This window comes from Streptomyces sp. LaBMicrA B280 (assembly GCF_049222185.1).
In the GTDB taxonomy this organism is placed as follows: domain Bacteria; phylum Actinomycetota; class Actinomycetes; order Streptomycetales; family Streptomycetaceae; genus Streptomyces; species Streptomyces murinus.
The window spans coordinates 247,926-270,161 of record NZ_JBMJCT010000052.1; the positions used below are offsets into that span (position 1 = coordinate 247,926).

A 22,236-nucleotide genomic window follows, 5' to 3' on the forward strand; every position below is an offset into this window, starting at 1 on the left:
GGTTGCCATGACCACTGCGGGCGCGGGGCGGAGCGGCGACGTACCGGCGGCGCCGCAGGCCAGGATCCTCCTGGACGCCGACGAGACGATCACGGAGTGGAGCCCGGAGGCGGAGCGGCTGCTGGGGCACCGGTCCCAGGAGATGGTGGGCCGGCCGCTGTCGTCGCTCCTCGTCCGACCGGAACCCGCTGAGGGCGCGGGCCCCCCGCACGCCCCGCCGGGCTGCGGCGGCTGCCGGGTACGCCTGCGCGACCGGACCGGGCTGCCCGTGGAGGTCGAATGGTGGATGTGCCCCCACCCGGCCGCCGAGGGCCCGGCGACATGGGCCGTCTTCCTCACCGCCACGCGCGGCGAGTACCCGTGCGAGTTCGACCGGGCGATCCTCGACGCGCTGCTGACCGAGTCGCCGGTCGGGCTGCACGTCCTCGACACCGACCTGCGCCTGATGCGTTTCAACGTCGCCTCGCCGGGGATGCGGGGCGTTCCCGCCGAGGGCGTGGTCGGCAGACCGGCCCGCGAGGTCGCGCCGACCGTGGTGACCGACACGGCCGAGCGGCTGATGCGGGAGGTCCTGAGCACGGGCGAGCCCGTCATCGACTTCGTCCAGCCCGGCTGTCCGCCCGCCGACCCCCACGGCGAACACATGTTCTCCCTGTCGGCCTTCCGGTTGTGCAACCCCGCGGGAGAACCCCTCGGCGTGGCGACCCTGGCCATCGACATCACCGAGCGCCACCGGTACCGGGCCCGTCTCGAACTCCTCAACGACGCCAGCACGCGCATCGGTACGACCCTCGACCTGGCACGTACCGCGGCGGAGCTGGCCGAGACCGCGGTGGGCCGGGTGGCCGACGCCATCAGCGTGGACGTGCTGGACTCCGTGCACCGGGGCGAGGCACCCGAGCCCGGCCCGGTACCCCCCGAAATGACCTTCCGGCGCACCGCGTTCCGCACGACCGGCGCCGCGGGGCTCCAGCCCGCCTACGCCGTCGACGAGAAGGCCTCGTACCGCTTTCCCACCCCGCTCACCCAGTGCCTGGCCGATCTGCGGCCCCGGCTGATCCGCAAGGTCGACGACGGCGAATGGCTGGCGCACGATCAGCTCCGCGCCGACCGGGTGCGCGCCGGGCGGGTGCACTCGATGATGGTCGTGCCGCTGGCCGCGCGCGGGGTCGTGCTCGGCGTGGCCTGCTTCTACCGTTCGGTGACCTCCGCGCCGTTCGACGACGGCGATCTGACCATCGCCGGAGAGCTCGCCGCGTACACCGCCCTGGGCCTGGACAACGCCCGCCGCTACACGCGCGAGCACACCGCCGCCCTCGTCCTCCAGAACAGCCTGCTGCCGGGCCGGCTGCCCGCCCAGAACGCCGTCGAGGCGGCGTTCAGTTATCTGCCGGGGCACGCGGGCGGCCCGTGGTACGACGTCATCCCGCTGTCCGGCGCGCGGACCGCGCTGGTGGTCGGCGACATGGCGGGGCACGGCATGCGCGCCGTGGCCGGCATGGGCCGGCTGCGCGCCGCGATCCACAGCCTGGCCGCCCTGGACCTGGCCCCCGACGAGGTTCTGGCCCACCTGGGCGACCTGATGCTCGAACTCGCCGCGGAGGGCCACCCGGCCACCGCCAACGACCCGCTGGAGGCCCATCCCACCACCGCCACCTGCGCCTACGCGGTGTACGACCCGGTGAACCGGCGGCTGGTCGTGGCCCGTGCCGGACATCCCGCGCCGCTGCTCGCCCTCCCCGACGGGCATGTGGCGCCCGCCGACGCGCCGTCCGGACCGCCGCTGGGCGAAGACGGACAGTCCTTCGAGACCTGGGAGACGGAACTGCCGGAGGGCAGCCTGATCGCCCTCTACACCGAGGGGCTCGTCGGCGGGTCGCCGCCGGACAGCGCGGACGCCGCACGGCTGCGCCGCGTCCTCGCCCAGCAGCACACGTCCGTACGGGAGGCGTGCGACGCGGTGATCTACGCGCAGCTGTCCGGACGGACCGAGGAGAACGTCGTACTCCTCCTCGCCCGGACCCGCGCCCTGCACGACGACCAGGTGGCCTCCTGGACCTTCCCCAGCGATCCGGCGATCGTGGCCACCGCCCGCACCCTGGCCGAACGGCAGCTCGCCAGTTGGGGGCTGTCCGATCTCGTGTTCACGACGGAGATGATCGTCAGCGAGCTGGTCACCAACGCCATCCGGTACGCGCCTGGCACCATCCAGGTACGGCTGATCCGGGACCGCTCGCTGATCTGCGAGGTCACCGACTGCAACAGCGCGGCCCCGCATGTGCGGCACCCCCGGACCACCGACGAAGGCGGCCGCGGACTGCTCCTGGTCGCCCAGCTCACCGACCGCTGGGGCACCCGCCGCACCCGCCGCGGCAAGACCATCTGGACCGAACAGACACTGCCCCCGCCCGAGGCCGGCGCCCCGCCTGCCGCTCCGGACACCGGACAGACCTCCTAGTCGAGCGCGGCGAAGCCCGTGCAGAGCAGGCGGATGCTTCGGGTGAACTTCTCGTCGTCGCCCACCCGAGGGATCAAGTCGCCCATGACCAGGGGGAATCGCTCGCACAGGTCGGCGTACCGCTCGGCGGTGACGGCCGGTTGGGCGGTCGGCTGGTTCTGCTCCTGGAGCACGAAGCCGGTGACATGGCTGAGCAGGGTGTCGGCGGCGATCCCGCAGTGGCCGGTGGGCAGTCCGCCGTCGAGCAGGGTCCGCAGCAGGCGTTCCATCAGGGAGAACGCGCCGGTGCTGAGCATGCCGGGGCTCTCGGCGAGGAGCTGGGCGCCCCCGGGGTGCTCCTTGATCTCCGCGCGCAGGGCGGTGGCCTGGGCCTCGACGCGGTCCTGCCAGCCGGCGGCGGGCGGAAGGGCGGCCAGGGCGTCGGTACCCGCGTCATAGGCGCGGCGGCAGACCCGGTCGGCCATCAGGGCGAGCAGTTCCTCTTTGCCGCGCACGTGGTAGTAGAGGCTGCCGGCGTGGGCGTCGAGGCGGTCGGCGACCTGGCGCATGGACAGGTTCTGATACCCGACCTCGGCGAAGACGGCCATACCCGCGTCGACGATGCGCTCCTTGGTGAGCTTCATGAGTCCACCGTACAGCGTTTTCCAACACCGTTCGAAAGTTGTGTTAGCTTTGCGCCGTCAGATTTTCGAACGGCGTTTGAAACGTCGAAGTCCGGGGGGAAGTGGCAGACATGGGGGCGATCGTCTTCAACGTGACCACGGCCGCGCTGATGGTCATGATGGTCAACTGCGGTCTCGGGGTGGTCGGCCGGGACACCCTGCGCGGGCGGCCGGTCCCCTGGGCGGCAGCCGCCCTGACCGCGGTCGCCGTGGGCGGCGTCCTGCTCCAACTGGCCTGGTCCGGCGCCATGGACGCGCTGGACGCGGACCCCGCCAGGTCCGGCTGGTGGCGCGAGTTCACCTCGGTGTTCCTGCAGAACGGCGGCCTCCTCGGCGCCCTGTGGAACCTCGTGACCCTCGCCGTCGTCGCCGCGCTCGCCCAGTGGTACTGGGGCGGCACGCTGACCCTCGGCTTCTTCCTCGCGGGCATCGTGCTGCCCGGCCGGCTCGACACCCTGCTCGGCTTCGGCGACGGCCCCAGCACCGACCCGCGCAACTTCGCCGGCAGCTCCGGCGCCACCTACTTCCTCGGCGCCACCCTCGCCCTGGCCTTCCTCACCCGCACCCGCCTCCCCAAGGAACTCGCCCTGGCGATCGGCGTCCCGGCGCTGGGCCTGGCGATGTGGCTCGCCCAGGACAACGGCCACGGCCTGGTCTCCGTCTACGGATTCGCCCTCGCCGGAGCCGCCTGGGCGGCCCGCACCCGGTGGTCGGCGTAGCCGGGGTTCAGATGCCCGCAGGCGCGCACCGCGGGCAACCAAGTCCTCACCTTGAGGCGAGTCGCGCCCCACTCACCGGTTCGCGGCCCCCTTCCCCCCTTCCGGCGGATCGGCGGCCAGCAACCTGGCGGTGAAGTCGGCCAGTTGAGCCCGCATCCGCTCCCTCGGTACGCGCTCCTCCGCGGCCAGGTGCTCGACCAGATCGGCCCGCGTCGCGGCGAGCAGGGCGTGGGCGGTGAAGTCGCCGTCGGCCAGGCCGGGGATCTGCTCCAGGACGGCTCGGAGCAGGCCGTGCCACCGCTGGTAGTGCTCCGCCCGGTACGGGCTGCCGCTCCCGCCGTCCTCCAGGGCCAGCGCGAGGCGCCGGTTGTCGAGTTTGAAGCACAGGACGGCATCGAGCAGCGCGGGTACGCGATCTCGCGGTGAGGCCGTCGGACCCAGCGGTGGTGGGCCGGACTCGACGGCCTCCCTGACCGGTTCGAGCCGTACCTCGTACAGCGCGCGGAGCAGCCCGGCGCGATCGCCGAACGCCCGGAAGATCGTGCCCTTGCCGACACCGGCCGCCGCCGCGACATCGGCCATCGTGACGTCCTCGGGACTGCCGCTGCGAGTGAAGAGGTCATCAGCGGCCGCCAGCACGGCCTCCCGGTTACGGGCGGCGTCCTTGCGGGACTTGCGCTCCGTCATGCCACTCCTTCATCCATGCCGTTCCTCCAGGTCCGGTCCGCTCCGCCATGCCCGGTCCGCCCCTCCGCTTGCAAAGCGGACCCGTGGTCCGTATCTTCAAAACGGACCCACAGTCCGGATTCTATGAGCTGGAGGACATCCATGTCCGCACCGACCTCCCCGGCGGATCTGTACCGCCACAGCCTGCGACTACTGCTCGACAAGAACATCCCCGCCTGGGTGGCGCTCTGGGCCGAGGACGGCCTCATGGAGTTCCCCTTCGCCCCCGACGGCCGGCCCCGGCGCCTGGAGGGCAAGGAGGCCATCGCCGCCTACATGCGCCCCTATCCCGACCACATCGATCTGCACGACTTCCCCGACCTGCGGATCCATCAGACGACCGAGCCGGGGACGATCGTGGTCGAGATGCGCGGCGTCGGCCGCATGGTGGAGACCGACGCCCCCTTCGACATGACGTACATCGCCGTCGTGACCGTTCGGGACGGGCGGTTCACCGCATATCGCGACTACTGGAACCCCCTCGCCGTCCGGCAGCCCGGCACCGACTTCAGCGGGAGCGGCCGATGACCACCGCGGGCACCATCCTGGTCATCGGTGCCACCGGCACCACCGGCAGCCGAACCACCGCGCAGCTGACGGCCGCCGGCCATCGCGTCAAAGCCGCCGGTCGCCGGGCCACCCCGGTCGCGGGCGCCGAGCCGGTCGCCTTCGACTGGTACGACCCCGCCACCCACGCGGCCGCCCTCGCCGGAGTCGACCGCGTCTACCTCATACCGCCCCTGGGAGAGCCCGACCCCGCGGCGGTCATGCTGCCGTTCCTCCAGCGGGCCCGTGCCGCGGGTGTGCGCCGAGCGGTGCTGCTGAGTTCCTCGGCGATCCCCGAGGGCGGCCCGGCGGTGGGTCTGGTGCATCAGGCGCTGCCCGGCCTGTTCGACCAATGGGCGGTTCTACGGCCCTCTTGGTTCATGCAGAACTTCACCGGCGCGCACGCGCACGCGCTCAGCATCCGCGACGAAGGCACCATCTGGACCGCCACGGGGTCCGGCCGCGTCGGCTTCATCGACGCCGAGGACATCGCGGCCGTGGCCGTCCGCGCCCTGACCGACGAACAGGCCCCCGACGCCGATCTCGTCCTCACCGGCCCCGAAGCACTCGGCTACGACGACATCGCCATGACCCTCACCGAGGTCACCGGTCGGCCGGTGGTCCACCGCCGCCTGTCCTACGAGCAGCTGCGCGACCGGCTCGCGGCGCACCTGCCGGTGGAGTTCGCCGCGATCCTGGCCGGCATGGACCGTGCCATCGCCGAAGGAGCGGAGGACCGCGTCACCGACACCGTCCGACGCCTGACCGGCCGGCCTCCGCGCAGCTTCCGGGACCTGGTCGAGAGACGGACGCGACGCGGGGAGCCATCCGCACCGGAGGTCAGCGGGACGGCTACGCCGCCGGGTTCAGGGCGGCGCGAGTGAGGGACGTCGCGGTCGCCACGACGCTGGTGATGGCGTCCTCCGGGTCCAGGCCGCACAGGTCGGTGAGGTTGAAGAGCGCCTCGGCGCTGACCACCACGGCGAGGCCGCGCTTCAGCTGCTCCAGCACGGCGGGGTCGAGCGCCTCGGCCCACGGGGCCAGCGCGTGGTCGATCAGCCCGAAGCGCAGGCCGGGACGGGCGGACCGTTCGGGGTGGGCGATGGTTCCGGCGATCATGGCGCGGACCACGCCCTGCCGGGCCAGTACGTGGCGCAGCAGGAACTCGGTCGCGGCGGCGACGCGTTCCACCGGATCGGTGGAGTGCTCGACCCCGGCGAGCGCCTCGCCCGGACCGGGGAGCTGGCCGCCGATGGCCTCCTGGAGGAGGCTGACCAGATCGGGGAAGTAACGGTAGGCCGTGGCCTCGGAGACGAGGGCCGCCGCGGCGATCTCGGTCATCGTCACTTCGCGCCCGGTGCGGCTCAGTTCGGCCGCGGCCTGCACGATCGCCCGCCGGGTACGCAGCTTCTGGTTCGTGCGGCCGGTCATGCCGGAAGCCGGTGAGGTCTGCGGGGAGGACATGGATCCACCTTTCGGTCCGCGGCGGGGAGGCGTCATTCCTGCGATCAAGACGCGATCGGCACGCGATCGGCACCCGATCAAGACTTGCATCATACGATGAGACCAGCCTATTTTCATGCGAGGTAACTCTCATGAAGGAGTCTGGCCATGAACAACGTCGCGATCATCCCCCCTGACGGCGGCGAGGTGATCGAGTTGGGACCGGCGAGAGTACGCATCCTGGAGGACGGCGGTACGACCGCGCACCGCCTCGGAATCGGGGAGATCACCCTCGCCCCGCACAGCCCCGGCCCGCCCCAGCACCGCCACGCCGAACACGACGAGGGCTTCTACGTGGTCTCCGGTACGGCCCGCTTCACCGTGGGCCACGACGAGCACGAGGCGCCCCCCGGAACGCTGGTGATGGTCCCGCCGGGCGTACCGCACACCTTCGCCAACCCGGGCGACGAACCGCTGGTGATGATCAACACCTTCACGCCCGACCTGTATGTGCAGTACTTCCGGGACCTGCGCGACGCGACGGCGCGGGACGGGCAGCTGACAGGTCCGGCCACGGTACGGGTCATGGCGCGCTACGCGACCACACCGGCCACGGAGTACGACTGAGCCACATTCGTGCGGGGACGCCGACCGGGCATCCCCGCACGAGCGAGGTCGGCCTCAGGCCGCGGACGGCGCGTTCACCACGTTCTCGGCGAAGTCGCCGATGGCCCCGAGCGTGCGCCCCAGTTGTTCGATGTGCGGGAAGTGCCCGGCCTCGGGGATGGGCGTGAAGTGGCCGTCGGGGAAGGACTTGGCGTAGCCGCGACCGTAGGTCGTGGAGGCGATGCCGTCCTGCTCGCCCCAGACGACGAGCACCGGCACGCCGACCCGGTGCAGGCGACCGCGCAGCTTCGGGTCGTACGAGAACTCCTCGCCCCCGTAGACCGCCAGGGTCCGCTGGTTGGCGGCCCCCTGCGCCCGCTGTTCGTCGCTGAAGGAGGAGAAGTCGGGGCGGAAGGCCGGGTTGGCGAACGACAGTTGAGCGAGCTCGGCCGGGGCCAGGGTGCGGGCGTCGATGACCGCGTTCTGCTTCTGCACCGCGTGGATGCCCACCGCGTTGAGCAGGGTGAGACTGCCTATGCGGCCCCTGGTGTCCCGCAGGGCCATCTCGGAGGCGATCCAGCCGCCGATCGAACTGCCGATCACCATGACCTCGTTCAGACCGAGGATGTCGAGCAGGTCCAGATAGGCGACGGCGAGATCGGCCGGGGAGTCGACCCGGTCCGGGCGGGGCGTTCCCTGGAAACCCGGGTGGGTCGGAACGACGGTGTACGCGTGCTCGGTCAACGCCTCGGCCAGCCCGGTCATCGTCCGAGGGCCCGCACCGCCGTGCAGCAGCAGGAACCCCCTGCCCTCGGAACTGCTTCCGCGCTCTTCGATGGTCACAGAGAGGCCGCCGGGGAGGTCGACGGTACGGGTGTTGCCGGTGGAGACAGGGGAGGTCATCGGTGCGCCCTTCGTGAGAACTGACTCTCACGAATATAGGTTGGTCGCATTGTTCATGCAAGTGAACTCTCATAATGAGAGTGTGACGCCACGCCTCAGGGCTCCATGGATGGGTGCGAGCGGACGCCAGGCAGGCGCCCAGCGGTCCTACGCCCGGTCCGCCGACTGGCTCTGCGCCAGGCCCGCGAGTGCCGCGAGCACATGTTCGCGGGCCGTCGCGTCGAGGGAGTCGAGGGAGTCGTCGATGAGGTGGCGGTAGAAGGACTTCTCCGCGGCGTAGGCGCGCTTGCCCGTCGGGGTCAGGGCGAGGACGACGGTGCGCCGGTCGGTGGGGTGGCGGCGGCGTTCCAGGTAGCCGTCGCGTTCGAGGCGGTCCGCGAGGCTGGTCAGGGTCGACGGGGTGAGTCGCAGGCTGCGGCGTATCGCGAGGATCGGGCTCTCGCCGTTGAGGCCGAGCAGCTGGATGACCATCCGGGCGCGCAGGTCCAGGGACGACGTAGGGCGGGCGCGGTGCTCCGCCTCGATCACATGGACGAGGCGCATCAACGCCTCGATCTCGCGGTCGGTCGTCCCTGAATCGTGCTCGGCCATGAGGTGATCCTACTTAGACACGGCCGAGGATCCGGTCGATCGCGGGGCTGCCGAACAGCCCGCCCGGGTCGAGTTCCGTCCGCAGCGCGATGAAGTCGTCCCAGCGGGGGTAGAGCCCGCGCAGTTCCGCCGCCTCCAGGGTGTGCCACTTGCCCCAGTGCGGCCGGCCGCCCACCGCGACGCACGCCCGCTGCGCCTCCCGCCACGCGGCGTCCACGTCGATGCCGGGCGACTGGACGGCGGCGCCGACCCAGGTCGAGGTCCTGCCGTACGAGGGGTGCAGCCAGGCCGACTCCGCCGGGGCGATCCGGGTCTCGCACGGGAAGGCCACGGGGACCTTGGCGTTCTCCATGGCGGACATCAAGTGCCGTACACAGTCCGGGCCTTGGGCCTGCTCCACGGCGAACTCGAACGCGTCGTGCCGTACGAACAGCGGCCGCAGGAAGACCTTGTCGTAGGCGTCGACGGTGGTCTCGGGCCGGATGCCGCGGGCGAAGGCACGGCTCAGCGCGGGCACGAGGCGTGGCGCCCTGCGCGCCACCGTCCCCATGGCGTCGAGGCCGTAGTTGACCTTCACCACGTCACGGAACCACTCCCCCAGCGCCGACGGCTTGTCGACCGGGTCGCCGGTGCGCTCGGCGGTCCACATCAGCACCTGGTCGATGTACGGCATGAAGTAGAGCCCGATGTGGTCGACCGCCGGTGGGTCCGCGAGCAGGGTGAACGCCTCCTCGCGGCTGACGATGGCGTCCGACCTGCGCAGGTTGTACGCCGGCACCGTCTGGAGCGTGACCGAGACGATGATCCCGAGGGCGCCGAGGGAGACCCGGGCCGCGTCGAAGAGGTCGCCGTCCGCCGCGCCGCACCGCACCACGCCGCCACCGGCGAGCATCAGCTCCATCTCGACCACCTGAGAGGCGAACGCCGGTGCGGCCAGCCCGGTCCCGTGGGTCCCGGTGGAGAGGGCGCCCGCTATCGACTGGTGGTCGATGTCGCCCATGTTGGCGAAGGCGAGCCCGTGCCGGTTCAGCACCGCGCGGATCTCGCGCAGGGTGGCCCCGCCCTCGACCTTCACCCGGGCGGACGCCGTGTCGATGTCGAGCACCTTGCCGAGGTGGCGCAGGGAGACCTGGGTCTCCGGCGCCACGGCCACATCGTTGTACGAGTGGCCGCTGCCGACGACCCGCAGCCGGGCACCGTCGGCCGCGGTCTCCTTGAGCACCCGGCGCAGCCCGTCGAGGTCGGCCGGCGCGACGACCCGCCGGGGGCGGACGCTGTGGCGTTTCGAGAAGTTCGTCCACGTGCCGTCTGCGGAGATCTCGGCACCTGCGGCACGACGGAAACCCATTCAGATATTCCTTATCTCGTAAGGTCCCTTGTACGTAACTTCCGATATGAATACGATCCGCGTCACAGCACACGGCGTCAAGACGCCGACAGGGAGGTTCTGATGGGCGTCACGATCGTCAATCCGACCAGCTACGAGGCGGCACCCCGATCGGTCCCACGCGTCACGGTCCCGAGCCTCGACGGGCTGACCGTGGGCTTCCTCAGCAACAGCAAGATGAACGCCGACAAGGTGCTCGAAGGCGTGGCCACGGCGCTGGTCGGGCGGTTCGGCATCACGCCACGGCTGTACGCGAAGCGGGTGCCCTCGATCGCCGCGACCGATGAACTGCTCGACCGGGTCGCGGCCGAGTGCGACGCCGTCGTCGTGGCGATGCTCGACTGCGGCTCGTGCGCGTCGTGGGCGGTGGCGGACATGGCCGCGCTCGCCGGGCGCGCGCTGCCGGTGTGCGGCATGGCGTCCACCCAGTTCGAGGGTTTCTCCCGCCAGGTCCTCGCCCTCCAGGGCGCCGACGCGCTCGGGCTCTCCGTCGTCGCCCACCCGGTCGGCGGGATCGCTCCGCGGGAAGCCTTCGAGCGGGTCACCCCCGCCGCGGTCGACTCCGTCGTCTCCGCACTGACCACCGAGATCACCGAGGAGAGCGCGGCGTGACCGCCACCGGACCGACCGACCTCATCGACCTCGCCGACAGCCACGACGAGGACTCCGCCGCCGAGCAACTGCACCGGTGGGGCTGGACCGACGGGCTGCCCGTCGTCGTACCGACCCCGCGGCGGGTGGACGCCTTCCTCGCGGCCGCGACCCGCGACCCCGGCGCGTCCCTCGGACCGATCGCGCCGCGCGGCGCGGAGCTGACGCTGCGCGGGCTGGCCGCCAACGCCGTGATGGCCGGCTGCCTTCCCGCGTACATGCCCGTCCTCGAGGCCGCGGTCCTCGCGCTGCGGCAGCCCGACTTCAACCTCTACGGCATGCAGATGACGACGCATCCGTGCGCGCTGATGGTCGTCGTACAGGGCCCGCTGGCGGGCGAGTTGGGCATCGCGAGCGGTGCCGGGTGCATGGGTGCCGGGTTCCGCGCCAACGGCACCATCGGCCGTGCCGTACGTCTCGTCGCGATGAACATCGGCGGCGCCCGGCCCGGTGAGGGCGAGGTCGCCGGGGACATCGACCGGGCCACGCAGGGGACGCCGGCCAAGTGGTCGTTCTGCTTCGCCGAGAACCAGGGCGACAGCCCCTGGCCGTCGTACGCCGCGCGACTGCCCTGGCCCGACGGCTGGGAGCCCACGGACGACCTGGTGACGGTGGCGGCCGTCGAGGGGCCGCACAACATCAACGACCATCAGTCCTCGACCGGCGAGAACCTGCTGATGACGATCGCGGCGACGATGTCCGTGCCGGGCGCGAACACGGTGTACCGGGGCGGCGACCAGTTCCTCGCGCTGGGGCCCGAGCACGCGCGGGTCCTCGCCGACTCGGGCCTGTCGCGGCGCGATGTGCAGCAATACCTCTTCGAGCACGCCCGCGTCGACGCGACCCGCGTCGGCGGGGAGAAGCTGGAGGAGGCGAGCCTGTGGGGCGGATACCGGCTCAGGCTCGACGAGTGGGGGCATCGGGTGCCGATCGCGCGGGCGCCGGAGGACATCCAGATCATCGTCGCGGGCGGCACCGGCAAGCACTCCACCTGGATGCCGACCTTCGGCGCGACATGGAGCCAGACCGTGCGGCTGCCGCGTACGCAGGGCGCCGGGTTCACCGTGGCGCCGCTGAACGAGACGGCGAGTTGGGCGAACGACCTGGAGTCGGAGTGAGCGCCGCATGAGCGTCTGGGCCAACGTCACCGCCGGGCCGGCCCTGCCCACGGACACCGTCGACGCGGTGGTCGTCGGGGGCGGACCGGCCGGCTGGACGGCCGCCATCTATCTGGCGCGGGCGTGCGCCGACACCGTCGTGCTCGCGGGTACGGCGCCCGGCGGGCAGCTCATGGACACCGGGATCGTGGAGAACTTCCCGGGCTTCCCCGAGGGGATCGACGGCCCGGAGCTGATGGCGCGGATGCGTGAGCAGGCCGAGCGGGCCGGGGCGAGGGTCCTGGCCCTGGACGCCGAGACGATCCGGTACGCAGCCGAAGGACCGTCCCCGGCGGCGCAGTGCACGGCGCCCGGCAAGGCCCCGGGCGGGGCGCCGGGCGGGGTCGTGCACGAGGTCGTCACCGCCGAGGGCACCGTGCGCACCCGTGCGATCGTCCTGGCCACCGGATCGGCACCGCGCCGCCTCGGTCTGCCGGGCGAGATCCGGCCGGGCGGGGAGGCCGGAGCGGGTGGCGGAGACCGAACCGGTGGCGGGGCGGCGCCGGGTGGCGGGCTCGGTGTCGCCTACTGCGCCGTGTGCGAGGCGCCGCTTTTCAAGGGCCGTGATGTCGCGGTCGTCGGCGGCGGCGACAGCGCGATGGAGGAGGTGCTCGCCCTCTCCCGGCATGCCCGGCGGGTGCATCTGCTCCACCGAGGCGACACGTTCCGGGCAACTCCCGTACTGCTCGACCGGGTTCGCGCGCTGCCCCATGTGGAGATCGGCACCGGACGGGTCGTACGCGCGTTGCGGCGGGACGCCGACGGCCGACTGGTCGGTCTGAGCGTCGAACACACCGCGACCGGCACGGCCGACGTCCTCGCGGTCCAGGGCCTGTTCGTCGCGATCGGACACGAACCGCGCACTCAACTCGCCACCGGGTTCCTGCCGTTGACCGCCACCGGCCATCTGCACTCCACCGGCCCCGGCGGGGCCACCCGGCTGCCCGGGGTCTTCGTCGCCGGTGATGTCGCCGACGACCGCTTCCGGCAGGCCGTCACCGCGGCCGGCGCGGGGTGTGCCGCCGCCCTGGAGATCACGCGTTACCTGGAGGACGTCCATGTCTGAACAGCCCACGCATGACCGGCCGACCGGCCCACTGAGCGGCGTACGCGTCATCGATCTGTCGCGGGTGGTGATGGGGCCGTTCGCGACGCAGATACTCGCCGACCAGGGCGCCGACGTCGTGATGATCGAGGCCGCGGGCGGCGACACCAACCGGGTGATGGGCCCGGGACCCGTACCGCAGTTCTCCGGTATCGCGCTCAATCTGCTGCGCAACAAGCGCTCGGTCTGCCTCGACCTCAAGGACACCGAGCAGGCTGCGGTGGTCCGCGATCTCATCGCCGAGGCCGATGTCGTGGTGGCCACGATGCTGCCCGGCACGCTGCGCAGGCTCGGCCTCGACCATGAGTCGGTGCGCGCCCTCAACGCCGAGATCGTCTACTGCCAGGCGCAGGGATGGCCGCTCGGGTCCGGGGCCGAGGACTGCCCGGCGTACGACGACATCATCCAGGCGGCCGTCGGGGTCGGCGACATGATGAACCGTGTGACGGGCGAACCGGCGCTGTTGCCGACGATCTTCGCCGACAAGGTCTGCGGCCTGGCGCTCGCGCAGGCGGTGACCGCCGCCCTCTTCCACAAGTCCCGCACCGGGCAAGGACAGTTGGTGGAAGTGCCGATGGTGCAGGCGATGACCGCGTTCATGCTGGCCGAGCACGGCGCGGGCGCGATACCCGAGCCGCCGACAGCACAGGGCGACCGGCCGGCCACCGGCTATCCGAGGGTGCTGACGCCCGAGCGCCGGCCGCAGCGGACCGCCGACGGCTGGATCCAGATCCTGCCGTACCACCCGAGTCACTTCCTCGCGATCTTCCAGGACGCCGGGGAGACCCAGCTGCTCGACGATCCGCGCTTCGCCGACCTCGCCTCGGCGATCAGACACGCGCCCGAGCTGTACCCGATCATGCGGGAGGTCGTCGGGCGGCGCACGACGCGGGAGTGGCTGGAGTTCTGCCGGGGCGCCGGCATCCCGGCCGTGCGGATGGCGACCCTTCAGGACCTTGTCGACGCTCTGCCGTCGGCCGAGCACCCGGTCGCGGGTGCGTACCGGACGCTGCCCCCGACCGCCAACTTCTCGCGTACGCCCGCGCGGGTACGCCGCCCCGCGCCCGCCGTCGGCGAGCACACCGGGCAGGCGCTGGGCGGCGGCTCGGTGTGGAGCGACCGTCCGGCACGGGACGACGAAAGGGCCTCCGCATGAGCCGTGTTCGACTGACCGCGACCGAACTCACCGCGTCGGAGCGGGAATTGCGGCAGGAGGTCCGCGACTGGCTGGACGAGCGGCTGCCCGAGGGCAGTTACCCGGTGGGTCTGGGCATGGCCGGGGCGTTCGACCCGGGGTTCTCGCGCGATCTGGGTGCCCGGGGCTGGCTCGGCATGGCCCTGCCGAAGGAGTACGGCGGGGGCGGCCGTACGGCGGTCGAGCGGCTCGTGGTGGTGGAGGAACTGCTGGCCCGCGGGGCGCCGGTCGGCTTCCACTGGGTGGCCGACCGGCAGTCCGGGCCGAGCATCGCGCTGCACGGCACCGAGGAGCAGAAGCACGAGTTCCTGCCGCGCATCGCCGCCGGGGAGCTGTCCTTCGCGATCGGCATGTCCGAGCCGGACTCCGGTTCCGACCTGGCCTCGATCACGTCCAAGGCGGTGCCGGTGGACGGCGGTTGGGTCATCAACGGCAGCAAGATCTGGACCTCGGGCGCCCATCTCGCCGACTACGTCCTGGGGTTGTTCCGGACCGGCGAGGACAAGCACGCCGGTCTGACGCAGTTCATCATCGAGCGGCCGACCGAGGGCCTGACGATCTCGCCGATCCCGTTCATCGACGGCGAGGCGCACTTCTGCCTGCTGGCCTTCGAGGACGTGTTCGTGCCCGATACCCGGCGGCTCGGCGAGGTCGGCTGGGGCTGGATGCAGAACCAGGGGGAACTGGTCCTGGAACGCGGTGGCGTCGACCGGTGGATGTCGGCGCTGCCGGTGCTCGAACGGTGGGTGCGCCGCGAGCTGGACACGGACTCCAGCGGGCTCAAGAGCGACCTCGCGGGCATCACCACCCGCTGCTGGGCCTTCCACGGCATGTCGCTCGCGGTCGCCCGGATGGTGGACGCCGGTGAACTCCCCAAGACCGAGGCCGCGTTGGTCAAGGACATGGCCACCCGGTTCGAGCAGGAGTGCGTGGAGATCGTCGTACGGCATCTCGGGCGGATGCCCGATCCGTCGTCCCGGGACCCGTTCGAGGCGCTGCTCGCCACCGCCGTGCTGCACAAGCCGTCCTGGACCATCCGGGGCGGCACGACCGAGATCCTGCACAACCTGATCGCGAAGGAGCTCAGCCGATGAGCGACGCCGCCCACCGCGCGGACCGCGATGTGGAGGAGCTGGTCAACCGGCTCTTCGCGGACAAGGCCGGCCATGACTCGGTGCTGCGTGCGGAGAGTTCGCCGTTGCTCCGCGATCTGTGGGACACCGTCGCGGGCCCCGGCCTGCCCGGGATCGGGATCGAGGAGGCCGCGGGCGGGTCGGGCGGGACGCTCGCCGACGTGATCACGCTGCTCACCGCCGCCGGGCGGCACGCCGTACCGCTGCCGTTGCTGGAGCACCACCTGGCGCTCTGGCTGGTCACGGCCTCGGGCGGGCGGGTCGAGGGCGGCGCCCCGTGGACGGTCGCGCCGCCGCCCGTGTCGCTGGGCGTCGACGGCAGGACGGTCACCGGCACCCTGCGCGATGTCGCCTGGGGCGGTGCGGCGGAGCGCGTCGTGGCACTGGCCGGGACCGGCGCGGGAGCGAAGGTGCTGGTCCTCGATCCGGCCGACGCCGAGATCACGGCCGGGCGGGACATCGCGGGCCAGCCCCGCGATGTACTGGCCTTCGACGGCGCCAGGGCCGAGGTGCTGCCGGGCACCGTCACGGCGGAGCAACTCGCCCAACAGGGAGCGGTGTTGCGGGCCGCGCAGATGGCCGGTGCGATGGCCGCCGTGTACGAGCTGACACAGCGATACACCGCCGAGCGTGAGCAGTTCGGCCGGCCGATCGGCACGTTCCAGTCGGTGCGGACGCATCTGGTGTTCCTCGCCCAGATGGCGGTGATGACGCAGGTGAGCGTCGACCGTGCGGCGGCCGCCCTCGCCGCCGGGCGTGACGCCTCCTTCGCCGCGTACGCCGCCAAGCTGCTGGCCGACCAGAACGCCGCCGTCAGCATCCGGTCGGGGCACCAGGCGCACGGCGCGATCGGCATGACCCGCGAGTACCCCTTGCAGGACCACACCCGGCGGCTCAACGCCTGGCGCGGTGACTGGGGTACCGAGCGGGCGCTGTCCGACCGGATCGGTGCCGCGGTGGCGGGCGCGCGGCGCGTCGCGACGGTCGCCATGGACGAGGGGACGCTGTCCGTATGAGTGAGAGAGACGGGGGCGAGGCACCACGGAAGGTCCGGCAGCCGGGCAAGGTGACCCTGCAACGCGACGGCCATGTCGCCGTCGTGGAGCTGCACGACCCGCCGGCGAACTTCTTCGACCGCGACCTCCTCGCGGCCATCGCCGACGCCGGTGAGCGGGCCACCGCCGAGGATGCGCGGGCGATCGTACTGTGCTCGGAGGGCCGGCACTTCTGTGCGGGCGCGCGGCTGGCCGATGCCACCGGTGGGCTCGACCCGCGCGCGTCCGCCGCGGCCGTCTACGAACAGGCCGCCCGTATCTTCCGGTTGGAGATTCCGGTGGTCGCGGCGGTGCAGGGTGCGGCCGTGGGCGGTGGGCTCGGGCTCGCCTGCGCCGCCGACTTCCGTGTCGCCGGGCCGAAGTCCCGGTTCGAGGCCAACTTCTCCCGGCTCGGCTTCTCTTGCGGCTTCGCGCTCAGCCTGACCCTGCCGAGGATCGTCGGACGGACCCGCGCCGAGCTGATGCTGTACACCGGTCGTGCGCTGCGCGGTGCGGAGGCGTACGCCGCGGGGCTGGCCGACCGGTTCACCGGACTCGGCGAGGAACGGGCCGCCGCCGTCGGACTCGCCCGTGAACTCGCGGGCGCCGCCCCGCTGGCGGTGCGCTCGATGCGCGCCACGATGCGCGCCGATCTGCTCGACCGGCTGACGGCGGCGCTCGCGCACGAGTTGGACGAGCAGGAGCGGCTGTGGCGCACCGAGGACGCCGAGGCGGGCATCACGGCGTCCCTGGAGCGTCGCGATCCCGTGTTCCGCGGACGCTGAGCCTCCCGGACGCGCCCCACCCTTTGGCCACCGTCTTCAGGACATCACCCTCAGGAGGACCAGATGACCCAGCGTGTTGTGATCAGCGGGCTCGCCGACGGCATGGGCCGCCGGACCGCCCTGCTGCTCGCCGACCGGCGGGTGTCGATCGCCGGGTTCGACGTCGACGGAGCCGGGCTCACGTCGCTGCGGGCGGAACTCGACACGAAGGGCGTCGAGCACCATCTGGTGTGCCTCGACATCCGTGACCGCGCGGGGGTGCGGGCGTTCCGTGACGACGTCCTGGCGAAGTGGGGGTACGTCGACACGGTGATGTCCAATGTCGGCGTGCCGTTCTTCGGGCCGTTCGAGGAGGTGGATCTCGACGCGGCGCTGCGCGCCTTCGAGATCAATGTGATCGGTGCCGCGGCCCTGTTCCAGTCCTTCCTGCCGGGCATGCGCGAACGCCGCCGGGGCAAGCTGGTCGCGGTCGCCTCACTGGTCGGGCGGATCCCGTTCCCGTTCGAGTCGGTCTACTCCTCGACCAAGTTCGCCGTCGAAGGGATGGTGCAGTCGCTCAGGTTCGAGGTCGAGCCGTACGGCATCCAGGTCGCCCTCATCGAACCGGCCCAGGTCGCGACCGGCTTCGCCCAAAAGGCCCTCAAGCTGCCGGAGCAGACCTCCCCTTACTACGAGCGGGCGATGCGCTTCATCAAACGCGACAACGAACTGGTCCGCCGAGCCCCCACCCCCGAGCAGGCGGCGAAGAAGATCGCCGCCGTCGTCCTCGCCGACAAGCCGAAGCTCTTCCATCAGATCGACCCGATGAGCTCGCTGTTCTTCTTCCTCAACCAGCATCTGCCGACGAAGGTCCGGGACGCGATCCTGCTCCACCACATGGGGATCAGGGAACGTTGAACCTCCGGAGCAGGTCGGTCGAGACGGACCAGAGGCGTTCGGCGGCGGCGGGATCGAGCGCCCATGCCTTGACCCCGTGCGGATGCCGGGCGAGGTCGGCGTCGTCCGGCACGGTGTAGGCCTCTTGCGCGTCGTCGAGGTAGTGGCCACCGGTGTGGGCGAACTCGGGGGCGACGGCCGCGACGACGGTGGTGGCGGCCCCCTGCTCGATCGTCTTGTAGGTGAAGACCCCGGCGGCCTCGGCCGCGTCGAGCGACTTTTGCTGCTCCGGTGTGAAGTTCCGCTGGAGTCCTGTGGCGACGCCGCCGGGGTTCACCGCGTTGGCGACGATGCCGTCGGACGCCCAGCGGCGGGTCGCCTCGACGGCGAGGAGCGAGTTCGCCGTCTTCGACTGGGCGTAGGCGGTCTGCGGATCGTAGGCGCGGCGCTCGAAGTGGAGGTCCTCGAAGTCGATGCCGGAGCGCATGTGCGCCGTCGAACTGACCGAGACGATCCGCGCTCCGTCGCGGTCGGCCGCCCCCAGGGCCAGGGCGTCATGGAGGCCGGTGGCCAGGGCGAAGTGGCCGAGATGGTTGGTCGCGAACTGCAACTCCCAGCCCTCGTCCGTGCGTTCGAGACCGCCGGTGACCACGCCGGCGTTGTTGATCAGGAGGTGCAGCGGGCCGCGCCACGCGTCCACGAAGCGCGTGACGGAGGCCTGGTCGGCCAGGTCGAGGCGGACGACCCGGGGCGGGATCCCGCCGGTCGACCTGGCGATCGCCCCCGCGACGGCTTCCCCCGACGCCGTGTTCCGGACGGCCAGCGTCACTTCCGCCCCGGCGGCGGTCAACGCCCGAGCCGTCTCGGCCCCCAGCCCGGAGGAAGCTCCCGTCACGATCGCGCGGACACCGGCCAGGTCGACGCCGCGCAGCACCTCGTCCGCGGTGGTGGCGGCGGTGAAGGGGGTGGAGATGAGGGGGTGAGCGGCCATGACGGCGACTATACAAACCAGTCGTGAGGAAGTGGCGCGGGCGGCGCGCGTCTCCAGGACCGTGTGATCGAGGTGCACGAAACCCGTCCCTGCCGGGCACCCGCATCCCATGACGTCATCGTGGAGCAGGCCGAGCCGTTCGCACTCCGGGCGCGCGTCCCGTCATCGTGGCCGCGTGGCCCGGGCCGGGTGTGCGCTGGTGTCGCTCCTCGCGTTGACGGCCTGCGGCCACGGCGGTGACCGGACGGCGCCGGGGGCCATGCCCGGCGAACGCGGAGGGACGTTTCAGAGGGCCGCCCTCGCGGACGGCAGCCGACTCGTCATCACCACGCAGGGCGGCGTGCGGGTCGTCGGGACGGACGAGGGCAGTGTGTCGGTGGGCGGCGCGACCCTCGCCCGCTGGGACGGGGACGGCGGCACCCACACCCTCGACCTGCCCTGCGCCGAGGGCGATGACCGGGCCAGGGACAACTGCGGCGGGATGCCGCTCGTTCGCGTGCCCAGCGATGTCACCCTCACCGTGCGGGCCCGCGACGCCGGGATCGATGTGAGCGATGTGCGGGGCGAGTTGAACCTGAGCACGGTCAACGGCGATGTCACCGTGCAGGATTCGGGCACGAAGGGGGCCCGCCCGCACCTTGTCACCCGCAACGGTTCCGTCCGGGCGACCGGCCTGGCGGCGCGCGACGTGGGGGCCGAGACGGTCAACGGTGACGTCGACCTGCTGTGCACGACCTCGCCCGACGCGCTCGACGGCGTGACCCGGAACGGCTCCGTGCGCGTGACCCTCCCGGCGAGCGCGCCGCCGTACGCGACCGACGCGAGCACCGTCAACGGCCGCTCCACCGTGGACATTCCGGCCGCCGACCCCGCCGACCACCGGCATCGGCTGACGCTGCGCACCGTCAACGGCGACACCGAGGCGCACCGGGGCTGACCCGCACGGCCGCCATCAGCCGTCGGCGCTCACGCGGGACGCCGCCCGGGACAACGGCTTCGTGCCTCATCACCCGGCTTGGACTCAATAGCCAGCAGCCCCCAGCCCTCGTCCGTCAGGACCGGAACGCCCGTGCCTGCCTTGACGAACCCCTCACGGATACCGCATGCCACGCCCAATCGGTGTGGAGCAGAGCGGACCACCTTCGCTTCGAGCCCCATCAGGTCGAGGGGTTCGGCCATCTCGGCATCCACCAGCTCCGCCAAGTTCTCCCTGGCCGCCTCGGCAAGGCGCTCCAGCCCTTGCAGGCGCCGTGTGGCATCAGCAGCTTCGCGCTGAAGCGCTTCAGTCTCGCGCCTCAGCTTCTCCAGCCCCTCAGGTTCGTCCATGCCATGTGCGGCTTGGCCGATCGCTCGGTGGCCTCCTCGGCCTCGGCCCTGGAGAAGCCGCGACGCAGCACCCTGCGGGCCGCTGTGGCATCAGTGACCTCGATCAGGTCTTCCACTTCGGCGATCTGCTGGTCGAGCAGCTCATCGCCGAGGGTTTGCGAGCGAACCCCTGCGTCTCATGGTTCCCGAGCCAGAGCCGGCCCACCCTGGCCTCGGCCGAGGTCATCGACGACCACGTGATCGAGTTCCGGGGGGTGCTTGAAATCGAGTACAACACCCCGCGTCCGGTCATCCCCGCGCTCGACAGAGTCCTCTGGGACTCCGAGCTGACGCACATAGCCCGGCTCGTCTGGATCCATCTACACGACCGTCCCTCCGGTCAGCGCAAGGGCGCCATCTAGCGCACGATCAAGGTCCTCACCGAGCACAGCCCGGTCTGCGGGTAGGACGGCGTATGGATTGCCGTTGCCTCGGCGGGGAGAGGCCGATGAGCATCTTCGGCGCCGTGCTCGTGGGCTACGGCCCGGAGCAGATCGAACACATAGAGGTCACGACAAGCCCGACGCGGGTCCATGAGGGAGCTGCACGGCGAGGACAAGGACAACGCGCTGACCGCCTTCTGAGGGGACGTCGAGCGCTTCAACGGCGGCGAAAACGAAGCCATGAGCGCCCCCCATTACCTTCTCGGTGGTCCCGCAATGGGGCTCCCGGCCTTCGGGCCCGGCATGGCTTCCCCCCTTGTTAACCACGATCCGGGGGGGGTCACCGGCCCTGGAGGCACTGACAGACCGCTGATCAGGGGCACGGCCACCGACCCCTCGCAGGTCGGGAGGCTCTTCGTCATGTGGATGTGGCGACCAGTGCCGGAGGACGGCCGGGTGGAGCACGGCCGAAGGACGCAAGTGATCAAAACCAGCGACATCGACGTCTTCCTCGGTCTGGACGTCGGCAAGGGCGAACACCACCCCACCGCCGTCACCCCGGCCGGAAAGAAGGCGTTCGACAAACGCCTGCCCAACACCGAGCCCAGACTCAGGGAGTTGTCCGCGAGGCTCCAGGCCAAGCACGGCACGGTGCTCGTCGTCGACCAGCCGTCCTCGATCGGAGCCCTGCCGCTCGCGGTCGCCCGGGACATGGGCTGCCCGGCCGCCCACCTGCCAGGGCTGACGACACGGCGGATCACCGACCTCTACCCCGGCGAGGCCAAGACCGACACGAGAGACGCGTTCATCACTGCCGACGCGGCCCGCGCGATGCCTCACACCCTGCGCTCGGTCGACCTCGAAGACGAGACGATCGCCGAACTGGAGATGATCGTCGGGTTCGGCGACGACCTGACCGGCGAGGCCACCCGGACCACGAGCCGGCTCCACGGCCTGCCGGCCCAGATCCACCCACCCCTGGAGAGAATCCCGGGCCCGCGGTTGCAGCACCCGGCCGTCCCGACCCTGCTGGAACGGTTCGGATCCCCCGCCCGGATACGCAAGGCCGGCCGGCGCCGCCTGGTCACGCCGCTGCGACCGAAGGCGCCACGCATGGCCGAGCGCCTGCTCGAGGACATCTTCACCCCGCTGGGCGAACAGACCGTGATGGCCCCCCGAACCGAGACCGCCGCGCTGATCGTCCCGAGCCTGGCCGCCTCGCTCCAGACCGTCCTCGACCAGCGCAAACTCCTGGCCGGGCGGATCGAGGAACTGCTGGAGCCCCCCTCTTTCCCAGGTCCTGATCTCGATGCCGGGAGTCGGCATCAGGACCGGAGCCAGGATCCTCATCGACGTCGGCGACGGCAGCTTCCCCTCCGCCGCCCACCTCGCCGCCTACGCCGGGCTCGCCCTGGCGCCCAAGCCCTCCTCTGCCTCGCCGGACGACGAGCCGACGTCCTCTTCGCGATGCTCCGCGACGGCACCTTCCACGAACCCCGACCCGCCCGAACAGCCTGACC

Annotated in this window: 23 protein-coding genes and 1 pseudogene; 16 read left to right on the forward strand and 8 right to left on the reverse strand. The window is 71.6% G+C overall.

From position 1 onward, the window contains the following. Positions 1–7: 7 nt before the first annotated feature. Positions 8–2,458, forward strand: coding sequence for a SpoIIE family protein phosphatase (locus ACLF5H_RS31060; RefSeq protein WP_421679325.1), 2,451 nt, complete (start codon positions 8–10; stop codon positions 2,456–2,458). Here ACLF5H_RS31060 and ACLF5H_RS31065 read toward each other — a convergent pair. Next, positions 2,455–3,081 (reverse strand): TetR/AcrR family transcriptional regulator, encoded by a 627-nt coding sequence (locus tag ACLF5H_RS31065; protein ID WP_421679326.1) that lies wholly within the window; start codon positions 3,079–3,081, stop codon positions 2,455–2,457. The two genes, ACLF5H_RS31060 and ACLF5H_RS31065, sit on opposite strands and share 4 nt — an antisense overlap. Positions 3,082–3,191: 110 nt before the next feature. Here ACLF5H_RS31065 and ACLF5H_RS31070 point away from each other — a divergent pair, with 110 nt between their 5' ends. Next, positions 3,192–3,839 (forward strand): hypothetical protein, encoded by a 648-nt coding sequence (locus tag ACLF5H_RS31070; RefSeq protein WP_421679327.1) that lies wholly within the window; start codon positions 3,192–3,194, stop codon positions 3,837–3,839. 72 nt (positions 3,840–3,911) lie between these two features. Here ACLF5H_RS31070 and ACLF5H_RS31075 read toward each other — a convergent pair whose 3' ends face one another. Continuing rightward, positions 3,912–4,526 carry a TetR/AcrR family transcriptional regulator gene (locus tag ACLF5H_RS31075; protein WP_421679328.1) on the reverse strand — a complete coding sequence of 205 codons (615 nt, stop codon included), beginning with the start codon at positions 4,524–4,526 and terminating at the stop codon, positions 3,912–3,914. 141 nt (positions 4,527–4,667) lie between these two features. Between ACLF5H_RS31075 and ACLF5H_RS31080 the strand changes: the two genes are divergently transcribed. Continuing rightward, the gene (locus ACLF5H_RS31080) at positions 4,668–5,093 is read left to right on the forward strand and encodes a nuclear transport factor 2 family protein (RefSeq protein ID WP_421679329.1); all 426 of its coding nucleotides are present in this window, start codon (positions 4,668–4,670) and stop codon (positions 5,091–5,093) included. Next, positions 5,090–5,995, forward strand: a complete 906-nt coding sequence (locus ACLF5H_RS31085) for an NAD(P)H-binding protein (RefSeq protein ID WP_421679330.1) — start codon at positions 5,090–5,092, stop codon at positions 5,993–5,995. Before ACLF5H_RS31080 ends, ACLF5H_RS31085 begins: the two co-directional genes overlap by 4 nt. Here the strand turns inward: ACLF5H_RS31085 and ACLF5H_RS31090 are convergent. After that, on the reverse strand, positions 5,964–6,575 hold the full coding sequence (locus ACLF5H_RS31090; RefSeq protein WP_421679331.1) for a TetR/AcrR family transcriptional regulator: 612 nt from the start codon (positions 6,573–6,575) through the stop codon (positions 5,964–5,966). The two genes, ACLF5H_RS31085 and ACLF5H_RS31090, sit on opposite strands and share 32 nt — an antisense overlap. Before the next feature lie 147 nt (positions 6,576–6,722). On the opposite strand from ACLF5H_RS31090, the gene ACLF5H_RS31095 reads away from it, so the two are divergent. Continuing rightward, complete coding sequence (locus tag ACLF5H_RS31095; protein ID WP_421679332.1) at positions 6,723–7,181, forward strand: cupin domain-containing protein; 459 nt, start codon at positions 6,723–6,725, stop codon at positions 7,179–7,181. A gap of 54 nt (positions 7,182–7,235) precedes the next feature. Here the strand turns inward: ACLF5H_RS31095 and ACLF5H_RS31100 are convergent, their stop codons facing one another. From ACLF5H_RS31100 to ACLF5H_RS31110, 3 genes are all read right to left on the reverse strand, one after another. Next, entirely contained in the window at positions 7,236–8,063 is an 828-nt protein-coding gene (locus ACLF5H_RS31100; RefSeq protein WP_421679333.1) for an alpha/beta fold hydrolase, read from the reverse strand. A gap of 147 nt (positions 8,064–8,210) precedes the next feature. Next, the gene (locus tag ACLF5H_RS31105) at positions 8,211–8,654 is read right to left on the reverse strand and encodes a MarR family winged helix-turn-helix transcriptional regulator (RefSeq protein ID WP_421679334.1); all 444 of its coding nucleotides are present in this window, start codon (positions 8,652–8,654) and stop codon (positions 8,211–8,213) included. 13 nt (positions 8,655–8,667) lie between these two features. Beyond that, a complete protein-coding gene (locus tag ACLF5H_RS31110) occupies positions 8,668–10,002 on the reverse strand; it encodes a D-arabinono-1,4-lactone oxidase (RefSeq protein WP_421679335.1) in 1,335 nt (444 codons plus the stop codon). Positions 10,003–10,104: 102 nt separating this feature from the next. Here ACLF5H_RS31110 and ACLF5H_RS31115 point away from each other — a divergent pair, with 102 nt between their 5' ends. The 8 genes from ACLF5H_RS31115 to ACLF5H_RS31150 all read left to right on the forward strand — a co-directional run bounded on the left by ACLF5H_RS31115 (position 10,105) and on the right by ACLF5H_RS31150 (position 17,998). Beyond that, the gene (locus ACLF5H_RS31115; protein ID WP_421679336.1) at positions 10,105–10,653 is read left to right on the forward strand and encodes a UGSC family (seleno)protein; all 549 of its coding nucleotides are present in this window, start codon (positions 10,105–10,107) and stop codon (positions 10,651–10,653) included. Continuing rightward, positions 10,650–11,810: a hypothetical protein gene (locus ACLF5H_RS31120; RefSeq protein WP_421679337.1), complete on the forward strand. Its 1,161-nt coding sequence runs from the start codon at positions 10,650–10,652 to the stop codon at positions 11,808–11,810. The genes ACLF5H_RS31115 and ACLF5H_RS31120 overlap by 4 nt, the downstream gene beginning before the upstream one ends. A gap of 7 nt (positions 11,811–11,817) precedes the next feature. Then, positions 11,818–12,915 (forward strand): NAD(P)/FAD-dependent oxidoreductase, encoded by a 1,098-nt coding sequence (locus tag ACLF5H_RS31125; RefSeq protein WP_421679338.1) that lies wholly within the window; start codon positions 11,818–11,820, stop codon positions 12,913–12,915. Next, positions 12,908–14,110 carry a CaiB/BaiF CoA transferase family protein gene (locus ACLF5H_RS31130; RefSeq protein WP_421679339.1) on the forward strand — a complete coding sequence of 401 codons (1,203 nt, stop codon included), beginning with the start codon at positions 12,908–12,910 and terminating at the stop codon, positions 14,108–14,110. The genes ACLF5H_RS31125 and ACLF5H_RS31130 overlap by 8 nt, the downstream gene beginning before the upstream one ends. Continuing rightward, complete coding sequence (locus ACLF5H_RS31135; protein WP_421679340.1) at positions 14,107–15,243, forward strand: acyl-CoA dehydrogenase family protein; 1,137 nt, start codon at positions 14,107–14,109, stop codon at positions 15,241–15,243. The genes ACLF5H_RS31130 and ACLF5H_RS31135 overlap by 4 nt, the downstream gene beginning before the upstream one ends. Beyond that, positions 15,240–16,298: an acyl-CoA dehydrogenase family protein gene (locus ACLF5H_RS31140; protein WP_421679341.1), complete on the forward strand. Its 1,059-nt coding sequence runs from the start codon at positions 15,240–15,242 to the stop codon at positions 16,296–16,298. Before ACLF5H_RS31135 ends, ACLF5H_RS31140 begins: the two co-directional genes overlap by 4 nt. Then, positions 16,295–17,101, forward strand: a complete 807-nt coding sequence (locus tag ACLF5H_RS31145) for an enoyl-CoA hydratase/isomerase family protein (protein ID WP_421679342.1) — start codon at positions 16,295–16,297, stop codon at positions 17,099–17,101. Before ACLF5H_RS31140 ends, ACLF5H_RS31145 begins: the two co-directional genes overlap by 4 nt. A gap of 63 nt (positions 17,102–17,164) precedes the next feature. Further along, the gene (locus ACLF5H_RS31150; protein ID WP_421679343.1) at positions 17,165–17,998 is read left to right on the forward strand and encodes an SDR family NAD(P)-dependent oxidoreductase; all 834 of its coding nucleotides are present in this window, start codon (positions 17,165–17,167) and stop codon (positions 17,996–17,998) included. On the opposite strand, the gene ACLF5H_RS31155 is transcribed toward ACLF5H_RS31150, so the two are convergent. After that, a complete protein-coding gene (locus ACLF5H_RS31155) occupies positions 17,985–18,968 on the reverse strand; it encodes an SDR family NAD(P)-dependent oxidoreductase (protein ID WP_421679344.1) in 984 nt (327 codons plus the stop codon). The two genes, ACLF5H_RS31150 and ACLF5H_RS31155, sit on opposite strands and share 14 nt — an antisense overlap. 175 nt (positions 18,969–19,143) lie before the next feature. Between ACLF5H_RS31155 and ACLF5H_RS31160 the strand changes: the two genes are divergently transcribed. After that, positions 19,144–19,905, forward strand: a complete 762-nt coding sequence (locus tag ACLF5H_RS31160) for a DUF4097 family beta strand repeat-containing protein (protein WP_421679345.1) — start codon at positions 19,144–19,146, stop codon at positions 19,903–19,905. A gap of 29 nt (positions 19,906–19,934) precedes the next feature. Here ACLF5H_RS31160 and ACLF5H_RS31165 read toward each other — a convergent pair whose 3' ends face one another. Then, positions 19,935–20,294, reverse strand: coding sequence for a hypothetical protein (locus ACLF5H_RS31165; protein WP_421679346.1), 360 nt, complete (start codon positions 20,292–20,294; stop codon positions 19,935–19,937). Positions 20,295–20,299: 5 nt separating this feature from the next. On the opposite strand from ACLF5H_RS31165, the gene ACLF5H_RS31170 reads away from it, so the two are divergent. Both ACLF5H_RS31170 and ACLF5H_RS31175 read left to right on the forward strand, forming a co-directional pair. After that, positions 20,300–20,695, forward strand: coding sequence for a hypothetical protein (locus ACLF5H_RS31170; protein WP_421679347.1), 396 nt, complete (start codon positions 20,300–20,302; stop codon positions 20,693–20,695). A 501-nt stretch (positions 20,696–21,196) separates the two neighbouring features. Continuing rightward, a pseudogene (locus tag ACLF5H_RS31175) lies at positions 21,197–22,234 on the forward strand (IS110 family transposase). The last annotated feature ends 2 nt before the right edge of the window (positions 22,235–22,236 follow it).